Source organism: Dyella thailandensis (genome assembly GCF_050749815.1).
GTDB lineage: Bacteria > Pseudomonadota > Gammaproteobacteria > Xanthomonadales > Rhodanobacteraceae > Dyella_A.
On record NZ_CP192735.1, the window covers coordinates 1,678,787 to 1,695,859 of the forward strand.

The 17,073-nt window shown below is 67.4% G+C and carries 19 protein-coding genes; 14 read left to right on the top strand and 5 right to left on the bottom strand.

All coding sequences use genetic code 11. From position 1 onward, the window contains the following. Position 1 precedes the first annotated feature (1 nt). The 6 genes from ACQVBX_RS07815 to ACQVBX_RS07840 all read left to right on the top strand — a co-directional run bounded on the left by ACQVBX_RS07815 (position 2) and on the right by ACQVBX_RS07840 (position 5,101). Positions 2–1,015: an NADP-dependent oxidoreductase gene (locus ACQVBX_RS07815; protein WP_431637667.1), complete on the top strand. Its 1,014-nt coding sequence runs from the start codon at positions 2–4 to the stop codon at positions 1,013–1,015. A 76-nt stretch (positions 1,016–1,091) separates the two neighbouring features. Next, positions 1,092–1,463: a hypothetical protein gene (locus tag ACQVBX_RS07820; protein WP_431637669.1), complete on the top strand. Its 372-nt coding sequence runs from the start codon at positions 1,092–1,094 to the stop codon at positions 1,461–1,463. Between the two features lie 21 nt (positions 1,464–1,484). Beyond that, entirely contained in the window at positions 1,485–1,874 is a 390-nt protein-coding gene (locus ACQVBX_RS07825; RefSeq protein WP_431637670.1) for a hypothetical protein, read from the top strand. 396 nt (positions 1,875–2,270) lie between these two features. After that, positions 2,271–3,245, top strand: a complete 975-nt coding sequence (locus tag ACQVBX_RS07830) for an aldo/keto reductase (protein WP_431637671.1) — start codon at positions 2,271–2,273, stop codon at positions 3,243–3,245. A 770-nt stretch (positions 3,246–4,015) separates the two neighbouring features. Beyond that, positions 4,016–4,207, top strand: coding sequence for a hypothetical protein (locus tag ACQVBX_RS07835; RefSeq protein WP_431637672.1), 192 nt, complete (start codon positions 4,016–4,018; stop codon positions 4,205–4,207). 12 nt (positions 4,208–4,219) lie between these two features. Next, positions 4,220–5,101, top strand: a complete 882-nt coding sequence (locus ACQVBX_RS07840; RefSeq protein WP_431637674.1) for an SPFH domain-containing protein — start codon at positions 4,220–4,222, stop codon at positions 5,099–5,101. A gap of 169 nt (positions 5,102–5,270) precedes the next feature. Here the strand turns inward: ACQVBX_RS07840 and ACQVBX_RS07845 are convergent, their stop codons facing one another. Further along, positions 5,271–5,849 carry a TetR/AcrR family transcriptional regulator gene (locus ACQVBX_RS07845; protein WP_431637676.1) on the bottom strand — a complete coding sequence of 193 codons (579 nt, stop codon included), beginning with the start codon at positions 5,847–5,849 and terminating at the stop codon, positions 5,271–5,273. Further along, positions 5,846–6,523 (bottom strand): cupin domain-containing protein, encoded by a 678-nt coding sequence (locus ACQVBX_RS07850; protein WP_431637677.1) that lies wholly within the window; start codon positions 6,521–6,523, stop codon positions 5,846–5,848. The genes ACQVBX_RS07845 and ACQVBX_RS07850 overlap by 4 nt, the downstream gene beginning before the upstream one ends. A 162-nt stretch (positions 6,524–6,685) precedes the next feature. Here ACQVBX_RS07850 and ACQVBX_RS07855 point away from each other — a divergent pair, with 162 nt between their 5' ends. Continuing rightward, positions 6,686–7,069, top strand: a complete 384-nt coding sequence (locus ACQVBX_RS07855; RefSeq protein WP_431637679.1) for a YidH family protein — start codon at positions 6,686–6,688, stop codon at positions 7,067–7,069. A gap of 30 nt (positions 7,070–7,099) precedes the next feature. Further along, a complete protein-coding gene (locus ACQVBX_RS07860) occupies positions 7,100–7,633 on the top strand; it encodes a lipocalin family protein (protein ID WP_431637680.1) in 534 nt (177 codons plus the stop codon). 46 nt (positions 7,634–7,679) lie between these two features. Here the strand turns inward: ACQVBX_RS07860 and ACQVBX_RS07865 are convergent, their stop codons facing one another. After that, on the bottom strand, positions 7,680–8,537 hold the full coding sequence (locus tag ACQVBX_RS07865; RefSeq protein WP_431637681.1) for a DUF3014 domain-containing protein: 858 nt from the start codon (positions 8,535–8,537) through the stop codon (positions 7,680–7,682). A 218-nt stretch (positions 8,538–8,755) separates the two neighbouring features. Here ACQVBX_RS07865 and ACQVBX_RS07870 point away from each other — a divergent pair, with 218 nt between their 5' ends. The 6 genes from ACQVBX_RS07870 (at position 8,756) to ACQVBX_RS07895 (ending at position 15,546) form a co-directional block, all read left to right on the top strand. Beyond that, positions 8,756–10,915 carry a putative bifunctional diguanylate cyclase/phosphodiesterase gene (locus tag ACQVBX_RS07870; protein WP_431637683.1) on the top strand — a complete coding sequence of 720 codons (2,160 nt, stop codon included), beginning with the start codon at positions 8,756–8,758 and terminating at the stop codon, positions 10,913–10,915. A 75-nt stretch (positions 10,916–10,990) separates the two neighbouring features. Further along, complete coding sequence (locus tag ACQVBX_RS07875) at positions 10,991–11,743, top strand: alpha/beta hydrolase-fold protein (protein WP_431637684.1); 753 nt, start codon at positions 10,991–10,993, stop codon at positions 11,741–11,743. A 118-nt stretch (positions 11,744–11,861) separates the two neighbouring features. Continuing rightward, complete coding sequence (locus tag ACQVBX_RS07880) at positions 11,862–13,256, top strand: diguanylate cyclase domain-containing protein (protein WP_431637686.1); 1,395 nt, start codon at positions 11,862–11,864, stop codon at positions 13,254–13,256. A 106-nt stretch (positions 13,257–13,362) separates the two neighbouring features. Beyond that, the gene (locus ACQVBX_RS07885) at positions 13,363–13,908 is read left to right on the top strand and encodes a hypothetical protein (RefSeq protein ID WP_431637688.1); all 546 of its coding nucleotides are present in this window, start codon (positions 13,363–13,365) and stop codon (positions 13,906–13,908) included. A 43-nt stretch (positions 13,909–13,951) separates the two neighbouring features. Beyond that, positions 13,952–14,992 (top strand): cytochrome-c peroxidase, encoded by a 1,041-nt coding sequence (locus tag ACQVBX_RS07890; protein WP_431637690.1) that lies wholly within the window; start codon positions 13,952–13,954, stop codon positions 14,990–14,992. 17 nt (positions 14,993–15,009) lie between these two features. Further along, positions 15,010–15,546, top strand: a complete 537-nt coding sequence (locus ACQVBX_RS07895; RefSeq protein ID WP_431637691.1) for a cytochrome b — start codon at positions 15,010–15,012, stop codon at positions 15,544–15,546. 22 nt (positions 15,547–15,568) lie between these two features. Here the strand turns inward: ACQVBX_RS07895 and ACQVBX_RS07900 are convergent, their stop codons facing one another. Further along, on the bottom strand, positions 15,569–15,913 hold the full coding sequence (locus ACQVBX_RS07900; RefSeq protein ID WP_431637693.1) for a zinc ribbon domain-containing protein YjdM: 345 nt from the start codon (positions 15,911–15,913) through the stop codon (positions 15,569–15,571). A 54-nt stretch (positions 15,914–15,967) separates the two neighbouring features. Then, the gene (gene panE, locus ACQVBX_RS07905; protein ID WP_431637695.1) at positions 15,968–16,906 is read right to left on the bottom strand and encodes a 2-dehydropantoate 2-reductase; all 939 of its coding nucleotides are present in this window, start codon (positions 16,904–16,906) and stop codon (positions 15,968–15,970) included. Between the last annotated feature and the right edge of the window lie 167 nt (positions 16,907–17,073).

A 17,073-nucleotide genomic window follows, 5' to 3' on the forward strand; every position in this document is an offset into this window, starting at 1 on the left:
CATGTCCCTCATCAACCGCCAACTTCGCCTCAAGACCCGCCCCGAAGGCCTGGTCCAGCGCGACAACTTCGACCTCGTCGAAACCGAAGTTCCGGAGCTCAAGGACGGCGAAGTCCTGGTGCGCACGCTTTACCTCTCGATGGACCCGACCAACCGCGTGTGGATGCGCGACATCCCGCAGTACCTGCCGCCCGTTGCCATCGGCGAGGTGATGCGCGCACTAGGCCTGGGCCGCGTCGTGAAGTCGCGTTCGGCGCAGTACCACGAGGGCGACCTCGTGCAGGGCATCACCGGCTGGCAGGACTATCTGGTGCTGCACGAGAGCGCCAAGGGCTACGTCCGTCTGCCCGCCGACCCGGGCATTCCGCTGCCCACCCTGCTCGGCGCGGCCGGCATGAGCGGAGTCACCGCCTACTACGGCATGACCGACATCGCCCCAGTGCAGCCCGGCGAAACGCTGGTGGTCTCTGCCGCCGCCGGCTCGGTCGGCTCCATCGCCGGCCAGATCGGCAAGATCCACGGCGCCCGCGTGATCGGCATCGCTGGCGGCGCCGACAAGTGCAAGTACCTGGTCGACGAACTCGGCTTCGACGCCGCCGTCGACTACAAGGCCGCCGACTTCAAACAGCAGCTCAAGGCCGCCACCCCCGACGGCGTGCACGTCAACTTCGAGAACGTCGGCGGCGAGGTGATGAAGGCGGTGCTCGGCCGCATGAATATCGGCGGCCGCGTCGCCCTCTGCGGGCTGATCGCCGGCTACAACTCCGGCGAGAAACCCAGCGACGACTTCAGCCCGTTCATCATGAAGCGCCTTTCCATGCGAGGGTTCCTGGTGCTCGATTACACCAAGACGAAGGAGGCGGTGCACGCGATCACCGGGTGGCTCCGCGAGGGGAAGTTGAAGACGGAGGAGACGGTGGCCCAAGGGCTGGAGAATGCGCCGGTGGTGTTGAACCGGTTGTTCGATGGGAGTCATCGGGGGAAGCTGGTGTTGCGGGTGGACCTGAAGCCCTGATCCGTTATTGAGAACCCAAATCCGATTCCAGCCAAAGGCTGGGGTCGCGCCTCGAAAATAGACTCAAGGTCTCCGAATGGATCTGTTTCAGCTGGCTAGCGGCGTGGAAGTGCTCGTGGCGGACATCGTGGAAGTCGATGGTTTGCTCTTCATCAAGGATAAAGAGCAGGAGCTCGCCGACCTGCATAAGAAGATCGCCAGTTACGAGTCTCCGATCGAGGCACAGAGCTGGGTCAATATTGTCCTCGTGGACGGATTCATCAACGAAACTGTCGGCGATGAATGGGAAGACGATGACCCCTCGGCTCAACGGATTCTTTCCGCCATTTCATCTGCCTGGACGTATCAAATCTTGGCGAAGTTTCCCGACGCTCAATTTTCGATTGAAAAGATCAGTGACGAAGAATATGGCGACTTTGGGCTTCGGCTGACTGGCTCTGCTGGGTAATTGACCAAAGGAAGGACTGGCTTGAGGCTGGCCAAGTACAGCGAGCAGGATGGCCTAGGTCTTGCCAAGGGGTACACGATCAAGGGCTTTCGTGCGCCTTCGGCGCCCGAGTCACTTTCTCTTGGGTCGCCAAGAGAAAGTAACCAAAGAGAAGGCGACCCTCCTCGGCGCTTGCCGGGCTGCGCCCGGCAAGTCCGTGAGCCGCGGCCGGGCTTTTCGACAGGGCTCCTGCCCTGGCGAAAAGGCATCGGCATCCATGCCGATGCCCCTGCGGGCCTGTCGTCCACGGCTCACCGCCTCACAAGGGAGGTGGAGATCAAGAGCAAGATCAAGAGCCACGGCAACAGCTCCAGCAACAGCAACAGCAACAACAACACAGACAACAACGCAAAGGCGATGGTGATCGCGTGAGCGATCGCCGAGCCTTCGCGCGCGGCTTTTGATCTTCCCTCCCCTCTGCAGCGGCGGCCGGGCGGAGGATCAGCCAGCAGGGTGGCTCGCATGGATGCGAGCCAGTTTGGCGTCAGTCCATGGATGGACTGTCGACAAACCCCGCAGCCCGGACGCGTACCTCCCGGGCCATCGGCCCGGGAGGCGCGGAAGCGGGGTGGCCTCTCTTTTGGTTACTTTTCTCTGGCCAAACAGAGAAAAGTGACTCGGCCTCCGGAGGAGGACGAAACGCTCTTGGCTGTTGAGCGGCTGTTGAGCGCGAAAAACAAAATGGATTCCCGCGTTCGCGGGAATGACGACCGGTGAATTCGAGGAAGAGTAACCTTCTCGGGTTACCCACACCGGAGCCCCACTCCCATGGAATACCGCAAACTCGGCCGCACCGGCCTGGACGTCTCCCGCCTCTGCCTCGGCTGCATGACCTACGGCGAATCCGCCCGTGGCAACCACGCCTGGACCCTGGACGAAGCGAGCAGCCGCCCGTTGATCCGCAAGGCGCTGGACGAGGACATCAATTTCCTCGACACCGCCAACGTGTATTCCGACGGCACCTCGGAAGAGTTCGTCGGCCGCGTGCTGAAGGACTATGGCCAGCGCGACCGCATCGTGCTGGCAACCAAGGTGCACGGACGCATGCACGAAGGGCCGAACGGCGCGGGTCTGTCGCGCAAGGCGATCATGGCGGAGATCGACCATAGCCTGCGCCGGCTCGGCACCGACTACGTGGACCTGTACCAGATCCACCGCTGGGACCCGACCACGCCGATCGAGGAAACCATGGAGGCGCTGCACGACGTAGTGAAGGCCGGCAAGGCGCGCTACATCGGCGCCTCGTCGATGTACGCGTGGCAGTTCGCCAAGGCGCAGCACGTGGCCGAGCGCCACGGCTGGACCCGCTTCGTCAGCATGCAGAACCACTACAACCTGCTCTACCGCGAGGAAGAGCGCGAGATGATGCCGCTGTGCCAGGACTCAGGTATCGCGGTGATCCCGTGGAGCCCGCTGGCCCGCGGCCGCCTCACCCGCGCCTGGGACGAGGCGACGGAGCGCACCCGCACCGATGAGTTCGGCAAGACGCTGTACAAGGTGCCCGACGCCGACCGGCGCGTGGTCGAGGCCGTGGCCACCGTCGCCGAGCAGCGCGGGGTATCGAAGGCGCAGGTGGCGTTGGCATGGATGCTGTCCAAGCCGTTTGTCACCGCGCCGATCATCGGCGCCTCGAAGGCCACTCATCTGGACGACGCTGTCGCAGCGCTATCGCTGAAACTCGATGCCGACGAGATCAGCGCGTTGGAAGCGCACTACGTGCCGCACGCGGTGTCCGGTCACTAAAACATGGCCCGATGCGCACTGTGAACAGGACAAAGCACCGCTTGGCTGCGCTAGCGGTGCATCAGCATGTGGACGCCCAGCACGATGAAGCCGATCACCGTCATCACGACATAAGCGATGACACGTAGCCGGCGGAGGCGACGCAGATTATTTGTCTGGGAAAACATGCTGGCTCTCCTGGCAGCGCGCGAACGCTAGCAGAAATTCGGCCGCAGGCGCGCGGAGAGCCACGCCAGGAAGATGCTCTCGGCAACACCGAAATGCCACGCTCGCCAGAGCCAGCAGCCGCGGAAGAAGTCACCCAAAGATGCAAGGCCGCGGCGTTGCGCAAATGCCCCGCCATCCTTTGCAGCACAACGCCTCACGTTACTTCGTAACACCTCCGATTTTGCTTTTACTGCGCATTGGACAGGCGTAGAATTTGCCGGGTCGAATCCTTCGATTCACACACGACCATGATCACCTTCAATCCGCGTTGGGCCATCTTCGCCAGTGGGCTGTTCGCCACGCTGACCGACGTGCTTCCAACGCCCTGATCCATTCCGCGTCGTGAGTCGCGTCCCTGGGCCTGTATCGGCCTGATCCGGACGACGGCTGCCCCCTCGAATCGCTTGCATGCTGCGTCGATGCCCTCGCATCGGCCGGGCATGTGTAGCCCTTTCCCGTGAGCCCGCCCTCGATTCATGCCGCAGCGCCTTGCCGCCGCCGGCGGCGTCACCGCGTGCATCCATACCGATGTCGCGCCTCGCTACTCAAGGGGAGAACCACCGATGCAACTGCCATCGCGCCACCACCGCGCCATCAGCCTGGGGCTGTTCGTTGTCTGCGTGGCGCTTTACCTGGGCCTTATCGGCCCGTGGCTGATCTCGGCCGCCAGCACGCTGGCGGTCGTGGCTGGCCTGACTCTTCTGGTCGCCCTGCTCGTCTGGGCATGGCGGCTGTTTGGACGTCCCTTCAACTAAGGAAAGCTCTCCATGAAATCGATTTTTACTGCCCGCACACTGGTGGGCCTGTTCGTACTCGCTCTCGCCGCGCTGTCGCTGACCCAGTGCAGCAAGGTGCCGGCCGGCAACGTCGGCGTGAAGTTCAAGCTGTACGGTGACGGCAAAGGTTCGCTGCAGGAGCTGCAGCCGGGCCGCTATTGGGTGGGCTGGGGCTACGACCTCTACACCTTCCCCACCTTCACCCAGAACTACACCTGGACCCGCAGCGCCACGGAGGGCTCGCCGAACGATGAGTCGCTGACGTTCCAGACCGTGGAAGGCCTGTCGGTGAATGCGGACGTGGGCATCACGTATCACATCAATCCGGACAAGGTGACCACGATCTTCCAGAAGTACCGCAAGGGAGTGAACGAGATCACCGACATCTACCTGCGCAACATGGTGCGCGATTCGCTTGTGAAGGAGTCCAGCGCTTTGGGCATCGAGTCGGTCTACGGCCGCGGCAAGGCCTCGCTGATCCAGTCCGTGCAGGACGACGTGAGCCAGCAGGTGGGACCGACCGGCATCGTGATCGAGAAGATCTACTGGATCGGTGAACTGCGCCTGCCGGCGACGGTGGTGCAGTCGATCAACGCGAAGATCCAGGCCACGCAGATGGCCGAGCAGCGCAAGAACGAGATCGCCCAGGCGCAGGCCGAGGCGGCCAAGGAAGTGGCGATGGCCGAGGGCAAGGCGAAGGCCCAGCTGGCGATCGCCGAGGCCGAAGCGCAGGCGATCCGCGTCAAGGGCGACGCGCTGCGCGCCAACCCGGACATCATCCATATGACCGCGGTGGAGAAGTGGAACGGCCAGCTGCCCACGTACACCGGCGGCGGCACCGTGCCGCTGATCCAGTTGCCGGAAGCAAAGTAAGCAGATGAAACGGCAGCGGCGACGGAGCAATCCGTCGCCGCTTTTTTGCGACCGTGGCGAGAGGCCGCAACATCACACTGTAGGAGCGCGCTCGCGCGCGATGCTTTTTGTCGGCGTCGTGATGAAGGGCATCGCGCGCGAGCGCGCTCCTACAGGTGGGGCTTCAGGCTCAGGCGGCGAGGGTCGCCAGCAGATGCTTGCCGACCGCCGCGGGGCCTCCGCCGGAGCGACCGCCCCGCCCCACCACCATCGCGCCTTCCAGCGCCGACAGCATCAGCTCCGCGAGATTCGCCGCGCGTTGCGCGATGGTCACCTGGCCGCTTCGCTGCGCATCACGGAAGGCGGCAGCGAGCCAGGTGAGGTTGAGCCGGAAGAACCCGGCGACCGCATCGGCGACGTCGGCCGGCAAGGCATCCGCCTCGGCGCCGAGCATGCCGCACACGCACAGGCGGCCGTCCTGCGCGTAGGTGGTGGCGAACAGCTGCACGTAGGCCTTGAGCCGCGCCAGTGGATCGCGCCGGGCCACGTCGATCGCCGCCAGTGCGGACTCGAAGCGCTCGGTGTAGCGCCGCGCCAGCGCGGCGACGAGCTCGGCCTTGGTACGGAAGTGGTGGTGCACGCTGGGCTTGCGGATGCCCACCGCCTGCGCCACGTCGTCGAAGGAAAACCCGCCGTAGCCGCGCTGCTGGATCAGCGCCTCGGCCACGTCCATCACCCGTGCGGCGGTCCCTGCCGTGGCGGAGTTCATGCGGCGGCGTCCTCGGCGTGGGCGATCAGATGGCCGGTCTTGACCAGGATGGTGCAGCCCTCGCGGCTGAAGGGCTGGTGCTGGCTCAGATGCGGGCTGCGGATCCAGCTGCCGGCCGGGTAGCGGCCATGCTCGTCCTCGAAGGTTCCATCCACCACCAGGATCTCCTCGCCGCCGTAATGGCGGTGCGGGTTGAAATACGTGCCCGGCACCCAGCGTACCAGGGCGGTGTGCTGGGTACGGAAGTCGTGCAGCGGCATCACCTGCAGCCCGGGCACGAGGCCCGGCAGCCACGGCTCGTCACGCGTATGCACCACCACGCGGGCTTGGTCGATCGGATCGAAATAGCGCAGCTTCACAAACAGCACGCAGCCGGTATCGGACCATGGCGCATGCGCCGAGCCAGGCGGGTTGCGGATGTACGAGCCCGGACCGAAGCGTCCGCTGTCGTCGCAGAACTCGCCTTCCAGCACGAACAACTCCTCACCCATGGTGTGCACGTGGCGCGGGAAGCGCGATCCGGGGGCATAGCGCACGATGGATGTGGCGCGCGCCACCTCCTCGCCGTCGCGCTCGAGCATCTTGCGCTGCACACCGTCGGCCGGGGAGTCTGCCCAGTCCATGACGGCGGAGTCGACGACGACACGCTCGGACCAGTCGGAACGCAGTTGCATCTGGGTCACCTGCCTATTGGCCTACCTATTGGAAGGTAGGCAGCGTGACCGCTGCACCGGTGGCGGTCAAGCGGACACCTCGCCGCAGCCAGCCGCCCAGTGGCGATGGGCAACGGCGGACCGCACCGGCTAGATTGACGACCTGCCCACGGAGAACTGCCCATGATCCCTCGCTTCAGCGACCACGCCGCCAACGAACGCACCTACCTGGCATGGGTACGTACGGCGATCACGGTGATGGCGTTCGGCTTTCTGCTGGAGCGCTTCGACATCTTCCTCGCCTACGCGAGTCATGCGATGGGGGCCACGCTGCCGAAACTGCATGTGCGGGCATCCGAATGGCTGGGCCTGGCATTGCTGGGGTTCGGCGCCCTGCTGGTGCTGGTGGCGACGATGCGCTTTCACCGCAACCGGGTGGCGATCGACCGCGACAGCAGCGAGCCCTACCGCAGCGCCCGCATGGAGCGGCTGCTGTCCGGGCTGCTGATCGCCATGGCGGTGTTTCTGGTGATCTATGTGGCGCAACAGGTCGTGGCGCTGGGCTGAGCACCTCGCCATGTTTCAAGGAGCAAACCGATGATTCGCCCCCTGATCCTCTCCGCCCTGATGGGCGCCAGCCTGACTGCCTCCGCCGAGCCGCTGCCAAACCGGCCCGTGCCTGCGCTCGATCTCGCGCGCTACGCGGGCACCTGGCACGAGATCGCGCACCTGCCGCTGTTCTTCCAGCGCAAGTGCATCGACACCATCACCGCCACCTACACGCCGCGCCCGGACGGCACGGTGGGCGTGCACAACGCCTGCCGCACGGCGAAGGGGATGGACGCCTCCGACGGCGTGGCGCGCCGCGTCGATGCCGACTCCGGCGCGCTCGAGGTGCGCTTCGCGCCAGGCTGGCTGGCCTGGCTGCCGATGGTGTGGGCCGACTACTGGGTGATCGAGCTGGCCCCGGACTACCGCTGGGCCGTCGTCGGCAGCCCAAGCCGCAAATACCTGTGGGTGCTGTCGCGCGAGCCGTCGATGCCAGCGAGCCAGTTCCGCGCGATCCGCGATCGCGCGCAAGCCCGCGGCTATCCGGTGGATCGATTGATCATGGCCGCGCCGCTGAACTGACGCCGGGCCGGCCGTCGGCGTGACGCGTCCGTGCGCCGGTATCTCGTTACTTGGCCGTCGAGCCCGCGGCCGCCGGGGCCGCATGCAGGCCACTGCCGACCAGGCGGGCGCGCAGGTCGCGCAGCTTCGCCTTCAGCGCTGTCTCGTTGGCCGAGCCGATGCGCACCATCGCCTTCTGGCCGACCGACAGCCCCTGCAGGGCCGGGTCGGCAAACGCATAACCCTGCTTATAGGGCGTGACGACCAGCGGCTGGGTCGGCTCCGGCGCGGCGAGCAGGTGATCGATCACCGCGATCAGCCGGTCGTTGAAGTAGGCCTTGGGATAACCGAGCTCCACGTACGCCTGCTGGAACAACGGGTAGTAATGCACGTACCAGTCGACCAGGGCCTGCGAATCGGCGGCGGCCAGCGCCTGCATGTAGGGCGCATAGCGCGTGGCATTGGCCGCGCCGATCGTGCTCTGGCCGTTGGCCTGATCCATCTGCAGGCTGCCCTTGGCCGGCTTCACCGGCAGGATGAAGCGGCCCATGTCGGAACGCGGCAGCGCATCCACGGTGGCGACGATGCGTGGAATCACCGACTGACGCACCAGCCACGCGCTCATGTCGCTGCCACTGGCCAGTGCGATCAGGCTGTCGGCCACGTTCGCATCACTGTCGGCAAGCGAGGGCAGCGGCGCGGTGCTGGCCGGCGCCGGGCCGGTATCGGCCTGCGCGATGGGGTGAGCGATCGAAGGGGCCGTGCTGGCCGGCGCCGGCGCTGACTGCGCCGGTGCGCTGGATACCGCCGGCTTGGTGTCGGCCTGGCGCGCACGCTGCACGAGAAAGTAGGCGGCGCCGGCGACGACGATCAACACGATGACGGCGATGACCCAGCGACCGCCGTTGGAAGAACGCTTGCTCATGATGTGGAAACCTCTGCGAAAACCGATACCACGGGACCCGGCGCGGCCGGGATGGTTCACTCAAGCACCCGCCGCCGTGGCCGAGACAGGGGAAGCCAACCACCGCCGGATGCCGCGCCCGCTGCTTCGCCATGCCGCAGCTTTTGCCCGTGGCTTGGGCTATCGTGACGTGACTGGGCAGCGTTGGCGACCATGGTAACAACCGGGGACAGGTAGGTATGGGGGAAGCTGCAGCGCACGCGGTATTCGGCTACTACACAGCCGCGCTGGTGGCGACCGCTTGCATCGCGGTCACGTCGAGCATCCAGTTCATCCTGATCGGCCTGCGCCAGCAACGCGACCGGCTCTACCTCTCCTACGCGATGTTGTGCCTGTGCATCGCCGGCCTGGCGTTCTTCAATGCGCTGCTCGGTCTCGCCCAGACGCAGACACACGCGGTGGAAATGCTGCGCGCCATGTGCACCTCGGCGGCGGTCTCGTTTCCGTTCTTCTTCACTTTCGTGGGCTGCTACACGGGACGACCGCTGCGCCGACGGGTGCTGCTGATCATCAGCGCGGTATGCCTGGGTTTCCTGCTGGTGAACCTGTTCTCGCCCGGCACCATGCTGTTCAGCCGTATCAGCGGCATGCAGTCGGCCGAGCTGCCGTGGGGCGAATGGCTGACCAAGCTCAACGGCATCCCCTCGCCGCTGGGCTGGGCTTTCCACCTGCTCACCTACATCGCCTTCGCCTGGGCTCTGGCCATGGTGGCGCTGCAGTTTCGCCGCGGCGAGCGCGTTCCCGCGCTGCTGCTGGGGCTCTGCCTGGCCGTGCAGTTCGCTGCGCTGCTGTGGGGCGACCTAGTGATCGACCTGATGGGCATGCCGTATCCGTACGTGGACGCCTTTTCGTTCCTGCCGTTCGTGCTGCTGATGGGGCTGTCGATGGCCAGCCAGCTGCACCAGCGCACCCTGCAACTGGAGCAGACCACGCGCTACCTGCGTGCCGAGGCGCAGACGCGCGAGCAGGCCGAGCTGAGCCTGCGTCACCTGGCCTACCACGACGTGCTCACGGGCCTGCCCAACCGCCTGCGCGTGCTGGAGCTGATCGCCGGGATGGCCGCCGACGCCCGGCAGTCGCGTGGACACTGCGCGGCGATGGTCATCGACCTGGACAACTTCAAGACGATCAACGACGCACTCGGCCACCACGTGGGCGACCGCATGCTCGAAGCGGTGGCCGATCGGCTGCTGGCAGCCGCGCCGCCCGAGTCGGCGCTGGGTCGCCTGGGCGGCGACGAGTTCGCCGTGATGGTGGCCGATCTGCCCGCCGACGCGGAGTTGGCTGGCGCGCAGGCGCAGCAGATTGCGCAGGACGTCCGCGCCCGCCTTGCCGCGCCGATCAGCGTGGACAGCAACGTGCTGTCGGTGGGCGCCAGCGTCGGCGTGGCGCTGTTTTCCGGGCGCGACGGCGATGCCCCCGATGTGATCCGGCGCGCCGACATCGCGCTCTATCGCGCCAAGGCGGCCGGCCGCAACGCGGTGCGGCTGTTCGAACCGCAGATGCAGAGCGTGGCCGACGAGCGCCTGGAACTGGAACGCGGCCTGCGCGCGGCGGTGGAGAACCTGGGCAGCGAGAGCTCGTTCCAGCTTCACTTCCAGCCGCAGACCAGCATGGGAGGCCGGCTGATGGGCGCCGAGTCCCTGCTGCGCTGGCGCCACCCCACCCTGGGCGACGTGCCGCCCGACGTGTTCATTCCGATCGCCGAGGAAACCGGCCTGATCCACGCGCTGGGCGCCTGGGTGATCAGCGAGGCCTGCGCGCGCATCCGCGATTGGGACGCGCGCCGGGTCGACTTTGGCGAGCACCTGGCGGTGAACGTCAGCCCCTGGCAACTGGCGCACCCGGAGTTCGTCGACCGCACCGAAAAGCTGGTGCGCGAGGCCGGCGTGCAACCGGGCCGGATCACGCTGGAGCTCACCGAGAGCGCCCTGTTGCATGGCTTCGAAGCGGCGCTGCAGACGATGTACGCGCTGGCCGGGATCGGTTTCCGGCTCGCACTGGACGACTTCGGCACCGGCTATTCCTCGCTGAGCTACCTGAGCCAGTTGCCGCTGCACGAGCTGAAGATCGACCGCTCCTTCATCTGCGGCCTGCGGCCCGAGGCGCACAGCCCGCTGGCCAGCTTCATCGTCGACGTCGGCCGGCGCCTGGGCATGACGACCATCGCCGAGGGCGTGGAGAGCGAGAGCCAGCGCGCCACGCTGGAGACGCTCGGTTGCGATGGACTGCAGGGTTACCTGATCTGCCCGCCGCTGCCCCCCGACGCGTTCGCCGCGTGGCTGGAGCAGCGCGAGAACGCCGCGCGTCCGGTGCGCGTCGACGAACGCGAGCGGTAAAAATCGCTGCAAGCCGGCCATCCGCGTCAACTATGGCCCGGCAGCGGCCACTGCCAGGCCCACCGAGGAGCCCACATGGACCGTCGTCGCCCCCTGTTGTCCCTCCTGGCCTGCCTGAGCTTCTGGCTCGGCGGCTGTGCCGCCGGTGGCGATCCGCGTCGCCCGATTCCCACCACGCTGATCCCGGCCAAGGCACCGACGGGCCAGCTGGTGGTGGTGCTGCCCGGTCGCGGCGATAACCTCGACTCGCTCACGCGCACGGGCATCGCGCAGATCATCCAGCAGAAGTGGCCCGGCGCCGATGTGATGCTGACCGGGCTGACCATGCCTTATTACCGCCAGGGCCAGGCCACCGTGCGCCTGCACGGCGAGATCATGGCGCCCGCGCGCGAGCGCTATCGGCAGGTGTGGCTGGTCGGCATTTCCCTGGGCGGCTTGGGCGCGCTGCTGTACGACCAGGCGCATCCGGACGAAGCCGCGGGCCTGCTGCTGCTTTCGCCCTACCTCGGCGACCGCGCCATCCATCGGGAAATCCGCACGGCCGGCGGCCTCGACGCGTGGCAGCCCGGTCCGCCGCAACCGCTGGGCCCGGCCACCTTCCAGCACGAACTGTGGCGTTCGCTGAGGGACTGGTCGCACCGCCCGGAACGCACGCGCACCACCTGGGTGGCCTACGGCGCCAGCGAGCGCTTCCGCCGCTCGATCGAGCTGATGAGCCCGCAGCTGCCGGCCAGCCACGTGCTGATGTTGCCGGGGCATCACAACTGGAAGCTCTGGCGCGGAGCGCTGGAAGCCTTGCTCGATCGCGCCGGAACGCCGCAGCCATGAGGCCCCCGCCGCGCACCCGGAACCGCTGCGGCCACGTCGCATGGTTCGCGCGTCGGCCCGGAGCCTGGTCGGCACGGAATGTGCTTGGTCTCCTGCGTTCCCGCACGACCCCATGCCCATGAGCCCCGATACCTACTCCCTGCCGCTGGCCAACGTGATCGACCTGCTGGTCGATGCGATCTGCGTGGTGCGAGCCGACGCAACGATCGTCTTCGTCAGTGCCGCCAGCGAGCGCATCTTCGGTTATCGGCCTGAGGAGATGATCGGCCGCAACATGGCCGATTTCATGCACCCGGAGGATCGCGAGCGCACGCTGGAGCACGCGCGACAGGTGATGAACGACGAGGCCTCCACCTATTTCGAAAATCGCTACGTGCGCAAGGACGGCAGCGTGGTCGACCTGATGTGGACCGCCCACTGGTCACCCGAGGATGGCGTGCGTGTGGCCGTGGCGCGCGACATCACCGGGCGCAAGCGCAGCGAGTCGATGCAGGCGGCGCTGTACGCGATTTCCGAAGCCGCCCACACCACGGCCGACCTGGACGCGCTGTTCCAGCGCGTGCACGAGATCATTGCGGGGCTGCTGCCGGCGCGGAACTTCTTCGTGGCGCTCTATGACGCCGAGCACGACGAGCTGAGCTTCCCCTACTTCGTCGACGACCACGATCCGGCGCCCGCGCCGCGTCCGCTCGACTCGGGCACGCTGAGCGCCGAGGTGGTGCGTAGCGGTCAGCCGCTGCTGCTGCGTTCGGACGACGTCGCCACCGCCAGCGACAGCGTGCGCGCGATCATGGCGATGCGCCCGATCGGCCATGCGCCGCTGGCGTGGCTGGGCGTTCCGTTGATTGCCCAGCGCGGCGTGATCGGCGTGCTGGTGGTGCAGAGCTACACCGGTGACGTCACCTACAACGACGACGACACCCAGTTGCTGCAGTTCGTGTCGACCCAGGTCGCCGCGGCCATCGAGCGCAAGCAGACCGAAGCGCAGCTCAACCACATGGCCCGCTTCGACCATCTCACCGACCTGCCGAATCGCACGCTGTTCCGCGACCGGCTGCAGACTGCGCTGGCCCGGGCCCGCCGCGACCTGGAACGGGTCGCCCTGCTCTATCTGGACCTGGACCGCTTCAAGGAAATCAACGACCAGCTGGGCCATGCCGCGGGCGACCGCCTGCTGGGCGAGGCGGCCCAGCGCCTGAGCCGCTGCGTGCGCGAATCGGATACGGTCGGCCGCCTGGGCGGCGACGAATTCGCCGTACTGCTGCCGCGGATCAACCAGCCCGACGATGCCCTGGCGGTCGCCGAGAAGATCCGCCGCGAGCTGCATCAACCCTTCGAACTGGACGGCCATACGCTGGTGATCGCCGCAAGCATCGGCATTGCGCTCTACCCGGACCACGGCGAGAGCGACGACGCCCTGCTCAAGCTGGCCGACGATGCGATGTATGCCGCCAAGCGCCGTGGCGGCAACCGTCTGCTGATGAGCTCCACGGCGCCTTCGAACGACGCCTGACGGGCGCCGGCATACCCGCCGGCGCGTTGACGAAGATCAACACCACCGGCCATCGGCCGCGCGACGCTGACGACCCACCACGTCATCACGTCACGGAGATCCCGTCATGCGCCACCCCAGCTTGCTTGCCGTAGCCGCGGCCATTTCCTTCGCCTGCAGCCTATCCACGCCCGCCTTTTCCGCCGATCAGCAAGGCCGCCAGGGCGGCGGCGGTGCGGCGCGCGGTGACGTGCAGCGCGATCGACTGCACGACCAGGACCGCCTGCAGGACCGCGACACCATCTATGGCTCGCAGCTGATGACCCCGGCCGAGCGCAACACTTATCGCAACAAGATGCGCAGCCTCAAGACCGTGCAGGAGCGCGAGGCGTTCCGCGCGCAGCATCACCAGGAGATGCAGAAGCGCGCCCAGGAACGCGGCCTGCGCCTGCCCGACAGCCCGCCGGGGCCGGGCGCGCGCGGTGGCATGGGGCCGGGCGGCATGGGTCCAGGTCCGGCGATGCAGCAGCAGCGCACGCAGACCGAACAGGAAACCCGGCAACGCACGCAGCAGGGCACCCCGTCGGCATCCGGCCAGGGCGACCCGACGCGCACGCAGACCGAGCAAGAGCAACGCGAGCGCAGCACCGGCGACCAGAGCGGCGGCAACTGAGCGCCCGCCTCCCATCCGTCCACCTCCATACGGGAGCTGCGCCATGCGACCGATCCACCTCCTGGCATCACTCTCACTCAGCGCACTGGTGGCTGCGCCGGCGTGGTCGCAGACCGATCTGCAGCAGCGGGCACAGCAGCTGTTCAAGCCAATCCCGGCAACGCCTCCGGCGCTGCCGAGCAATCCGGCAACGCCCGAAAGGGTGGCGCTGGGCAAGATGCTGTACTTCGACCCGCGCCTGTCCGAGAGCCATGCGATCAGCTGCAACTCCTGCCACATGATCGGCATGGGCGGCGTGGACCTGCAGGAAACCTCGCTCGGCCATCGCTGGCAGCGCGGCGGGCGCAACGCGCCGACGGTGTACAACGCGGTGTTCGACGTCGCCCAGTTCTGGGACGGTCGGGCCAAGGACCTCGAACAGCAGGCCGGCGGGCCGCTGGTCAACCCGGTGGAGATGGACACCACCGAGGCGCACGCGGTAGAGCAACTGCGCGCGATCCCGGGTTACGTCCAGGCCTTCGCCAAGGCGTTCCCCGGCCGCGGCGAGGCGATCACTTTCGACAACATCCGCCGCGCCATCGCGCTGTTCGAGGCGACGCTGATCACACCCAACGCGCCGTTCGACCGCTACCTCAAGGGCAATGCCGCCGCGCTGGACGCCAACCAGACCGAAGGGCTCGCGCTGTTCGTCGGCAAGGGTTGCGCGGCGTGCCATGGCGGCATCAACGTGGGCGGCGGCATGTACGCGCCGTTCGGCGTGGTGGAACGCCCCGGCGCGGAGATCCTGCCACCGGATGATCGCGGCCGGTTCGCGGTGACCAAGACGGTGAGCGATGCCTACGTGTTCCGCGTGCCCTCGCTGCGCAACGTGGCGCTGACGCCGCCGTACTTCCACTCCGGCAAGGTGTGGGACCTGCGCCAGGCGGTCGCGGTGATGGGCAGCAGCCAGCTCGGCGCGCAGCTGAGCGATGCCGAGATCGATCGCATCACCGACTTCCTCGGCAGCCTCACCGGCGACCAGCCGCAGGTCACGCTGCCGGTGCTGCCCGCGAGCGTCACCACCACGCCGCGGCCCAAGCCTTGAGCGTCGGCGCGCACATCGTGACCGCTCCCACGCGCAGCCGTTATTCCATCGCCGTGCGGTTGGCCCACTGGCTGACCGTGCTGGCCATCGTGGCGGCATACCTGCTGGTGGAGCTGAGCGAGGATGACGATGGGGGCGGCTCGCCCGGACTGGCCATGCAGAGCCACTACCTGGCCGGACTGGCGGTGCTGGCTCTGCTGGTCATCCGCGTCGTAGCCATGGCGCGCGGCCATCGGCCACCGATCGTGCCGCCGCCGGATCGGCTGAGCACGCTGGCCGCGCGCGTCACGCACCTGGCGCTGTATCTGTTTCTGCTGGTCGAGCCGATCCTGGGCATCCTGGCAGTGAACTACGCCGGCCAACCGGTCACCCTGCCCTGGTCGGGCACGGCGCTGCCGATGCTGGTGCAGGCCAATCCGGGCGCGCGGGAAGTGGTGGAGGAGCTGCACGAATCGCTCGGCGAGATCTTCTACTGGGTGATCGGCCTGCACGTGGCGGCGGCGCTGTGGCACCACCTGGTGAAACGCGACAACACCCTGCGCCGGATGCTCTGAACGTCGCGCTCGCGCCGTGGGCTTAGGCCCTGCGCAGAAAGCAGGTCTTGAGCACCAGGCCCTTGATCTTGTCCGAGCTGCCTTCGATGTGTTCGGCGTCGCCGTCGACCAGGCGGATGTTGCGGATCACCGTGCCCTGCTTGAGCGGGATCGAGGAGCCCTTCACCTTGAGGTCCTTGATCACCAGCACGGTGTCGCCGTCGCTCAACCGCTGGCCGTTGACGTCACGCACCAGCACGGCGTCCTCGTCCGCCGGGCCCTCGGCATGCATCGGCCACTCATGGGCGCAGTCCGGACAGATCCAGCTGGCGCCATCGGGGTAGGTGTTTTCCATGCCGCAACGCGGACAGGCGGGAAGATCGGACATCGCGGCGACTCGGCCAGTGGGCGCGCAAGTATAAGCGGCTGCCGCACTCAGCCCTCAGCCGGCGCTTCGCCCCTCATACGCCTGCAGGTGCACCCAGGCCAGATCCAGCATCGGCGCCGCCAGCCCGGCCGCATGCGCGCGCTGGCGCATGTCGCCCACGATGTGTGCTCCCTCGATCCGCTGGCCCGATTCCAGGTCGCGCAGCATCGACGCGGTGACGGTGGAGCCGGCCTGGGTCAGCATGCGCCGCGCGTTGTCCTGCGCCTCGGCGGGTATCGGCTGGCCGGCCGCGGCGGCCACCGCCACGCACTCGTCGTAGAGCGCGTCGATGAAAGCCCGTCCGCCCTCGGCGGCCACGATGGTGCCGATGCTGGCGCGCATCAGGCAGGTGGCGCCCGCCAACGCGGTGAGGAAGGTGAACTTGATCCACAGATCCTGCGCGATATCCGGCGAGTAGCGGCGATCGACACCTACAGCCGCGAACGCCGCGGCAAGTTGCTCGCAGCGCGCGCTCGGCGCTGTGTCCTCACGCTCGCCGAAGGTGACCGAAGCCGGCTTGCCCAGATGCAGCACTTCGCCGCCCTCGCCCTTCATCGCGCTGATGAAGCACAGCCCACCCAGCACCCGCGGCGCGCCGAAGCGCGCGTCCAGCGTGGCGTAGTGGCGCAGACCGTTGAGGATCGGCAGCACGGTGGTGCGCTCGCCCACCGCCGGGGCGATCGCATCGATCGAGCTGTCCAGGTCGTAGGCCTTGCAACTGAGCAGCACCAGGTCGAACGGTTGGCTGGCGGCCAGCTCGGCCAGCTCGGCGGCCACCACGTGCGCCACCGGAAACTGCGCGTCGCCAAGCGGACTGCGGATCACCAGGCCGTCGCGGTCCAGCTGCGCCGCACGCGCCTCGCGCACCAGAAAGGTGACGTCGACGCCCGCCTGGGCCAACCGCCCGCCGAAATAGCCGCCGGTACCGCCGGCGCCGAGAACCAGTATGCGCATCGTCGTTCGCGCTCCGTTGTGGAAGATGGACAGTCGCCGCGCCGGCTCGACGCGGGGGGAATGCGCAGCATAAACGCTGCCCCGGCTGGAGGGATGGCCACCCTTCACGAAAGCGCTACATGCCGATGCGCACCGTCACCGGCTGCCATCCCTCGCCATCGGAGCCG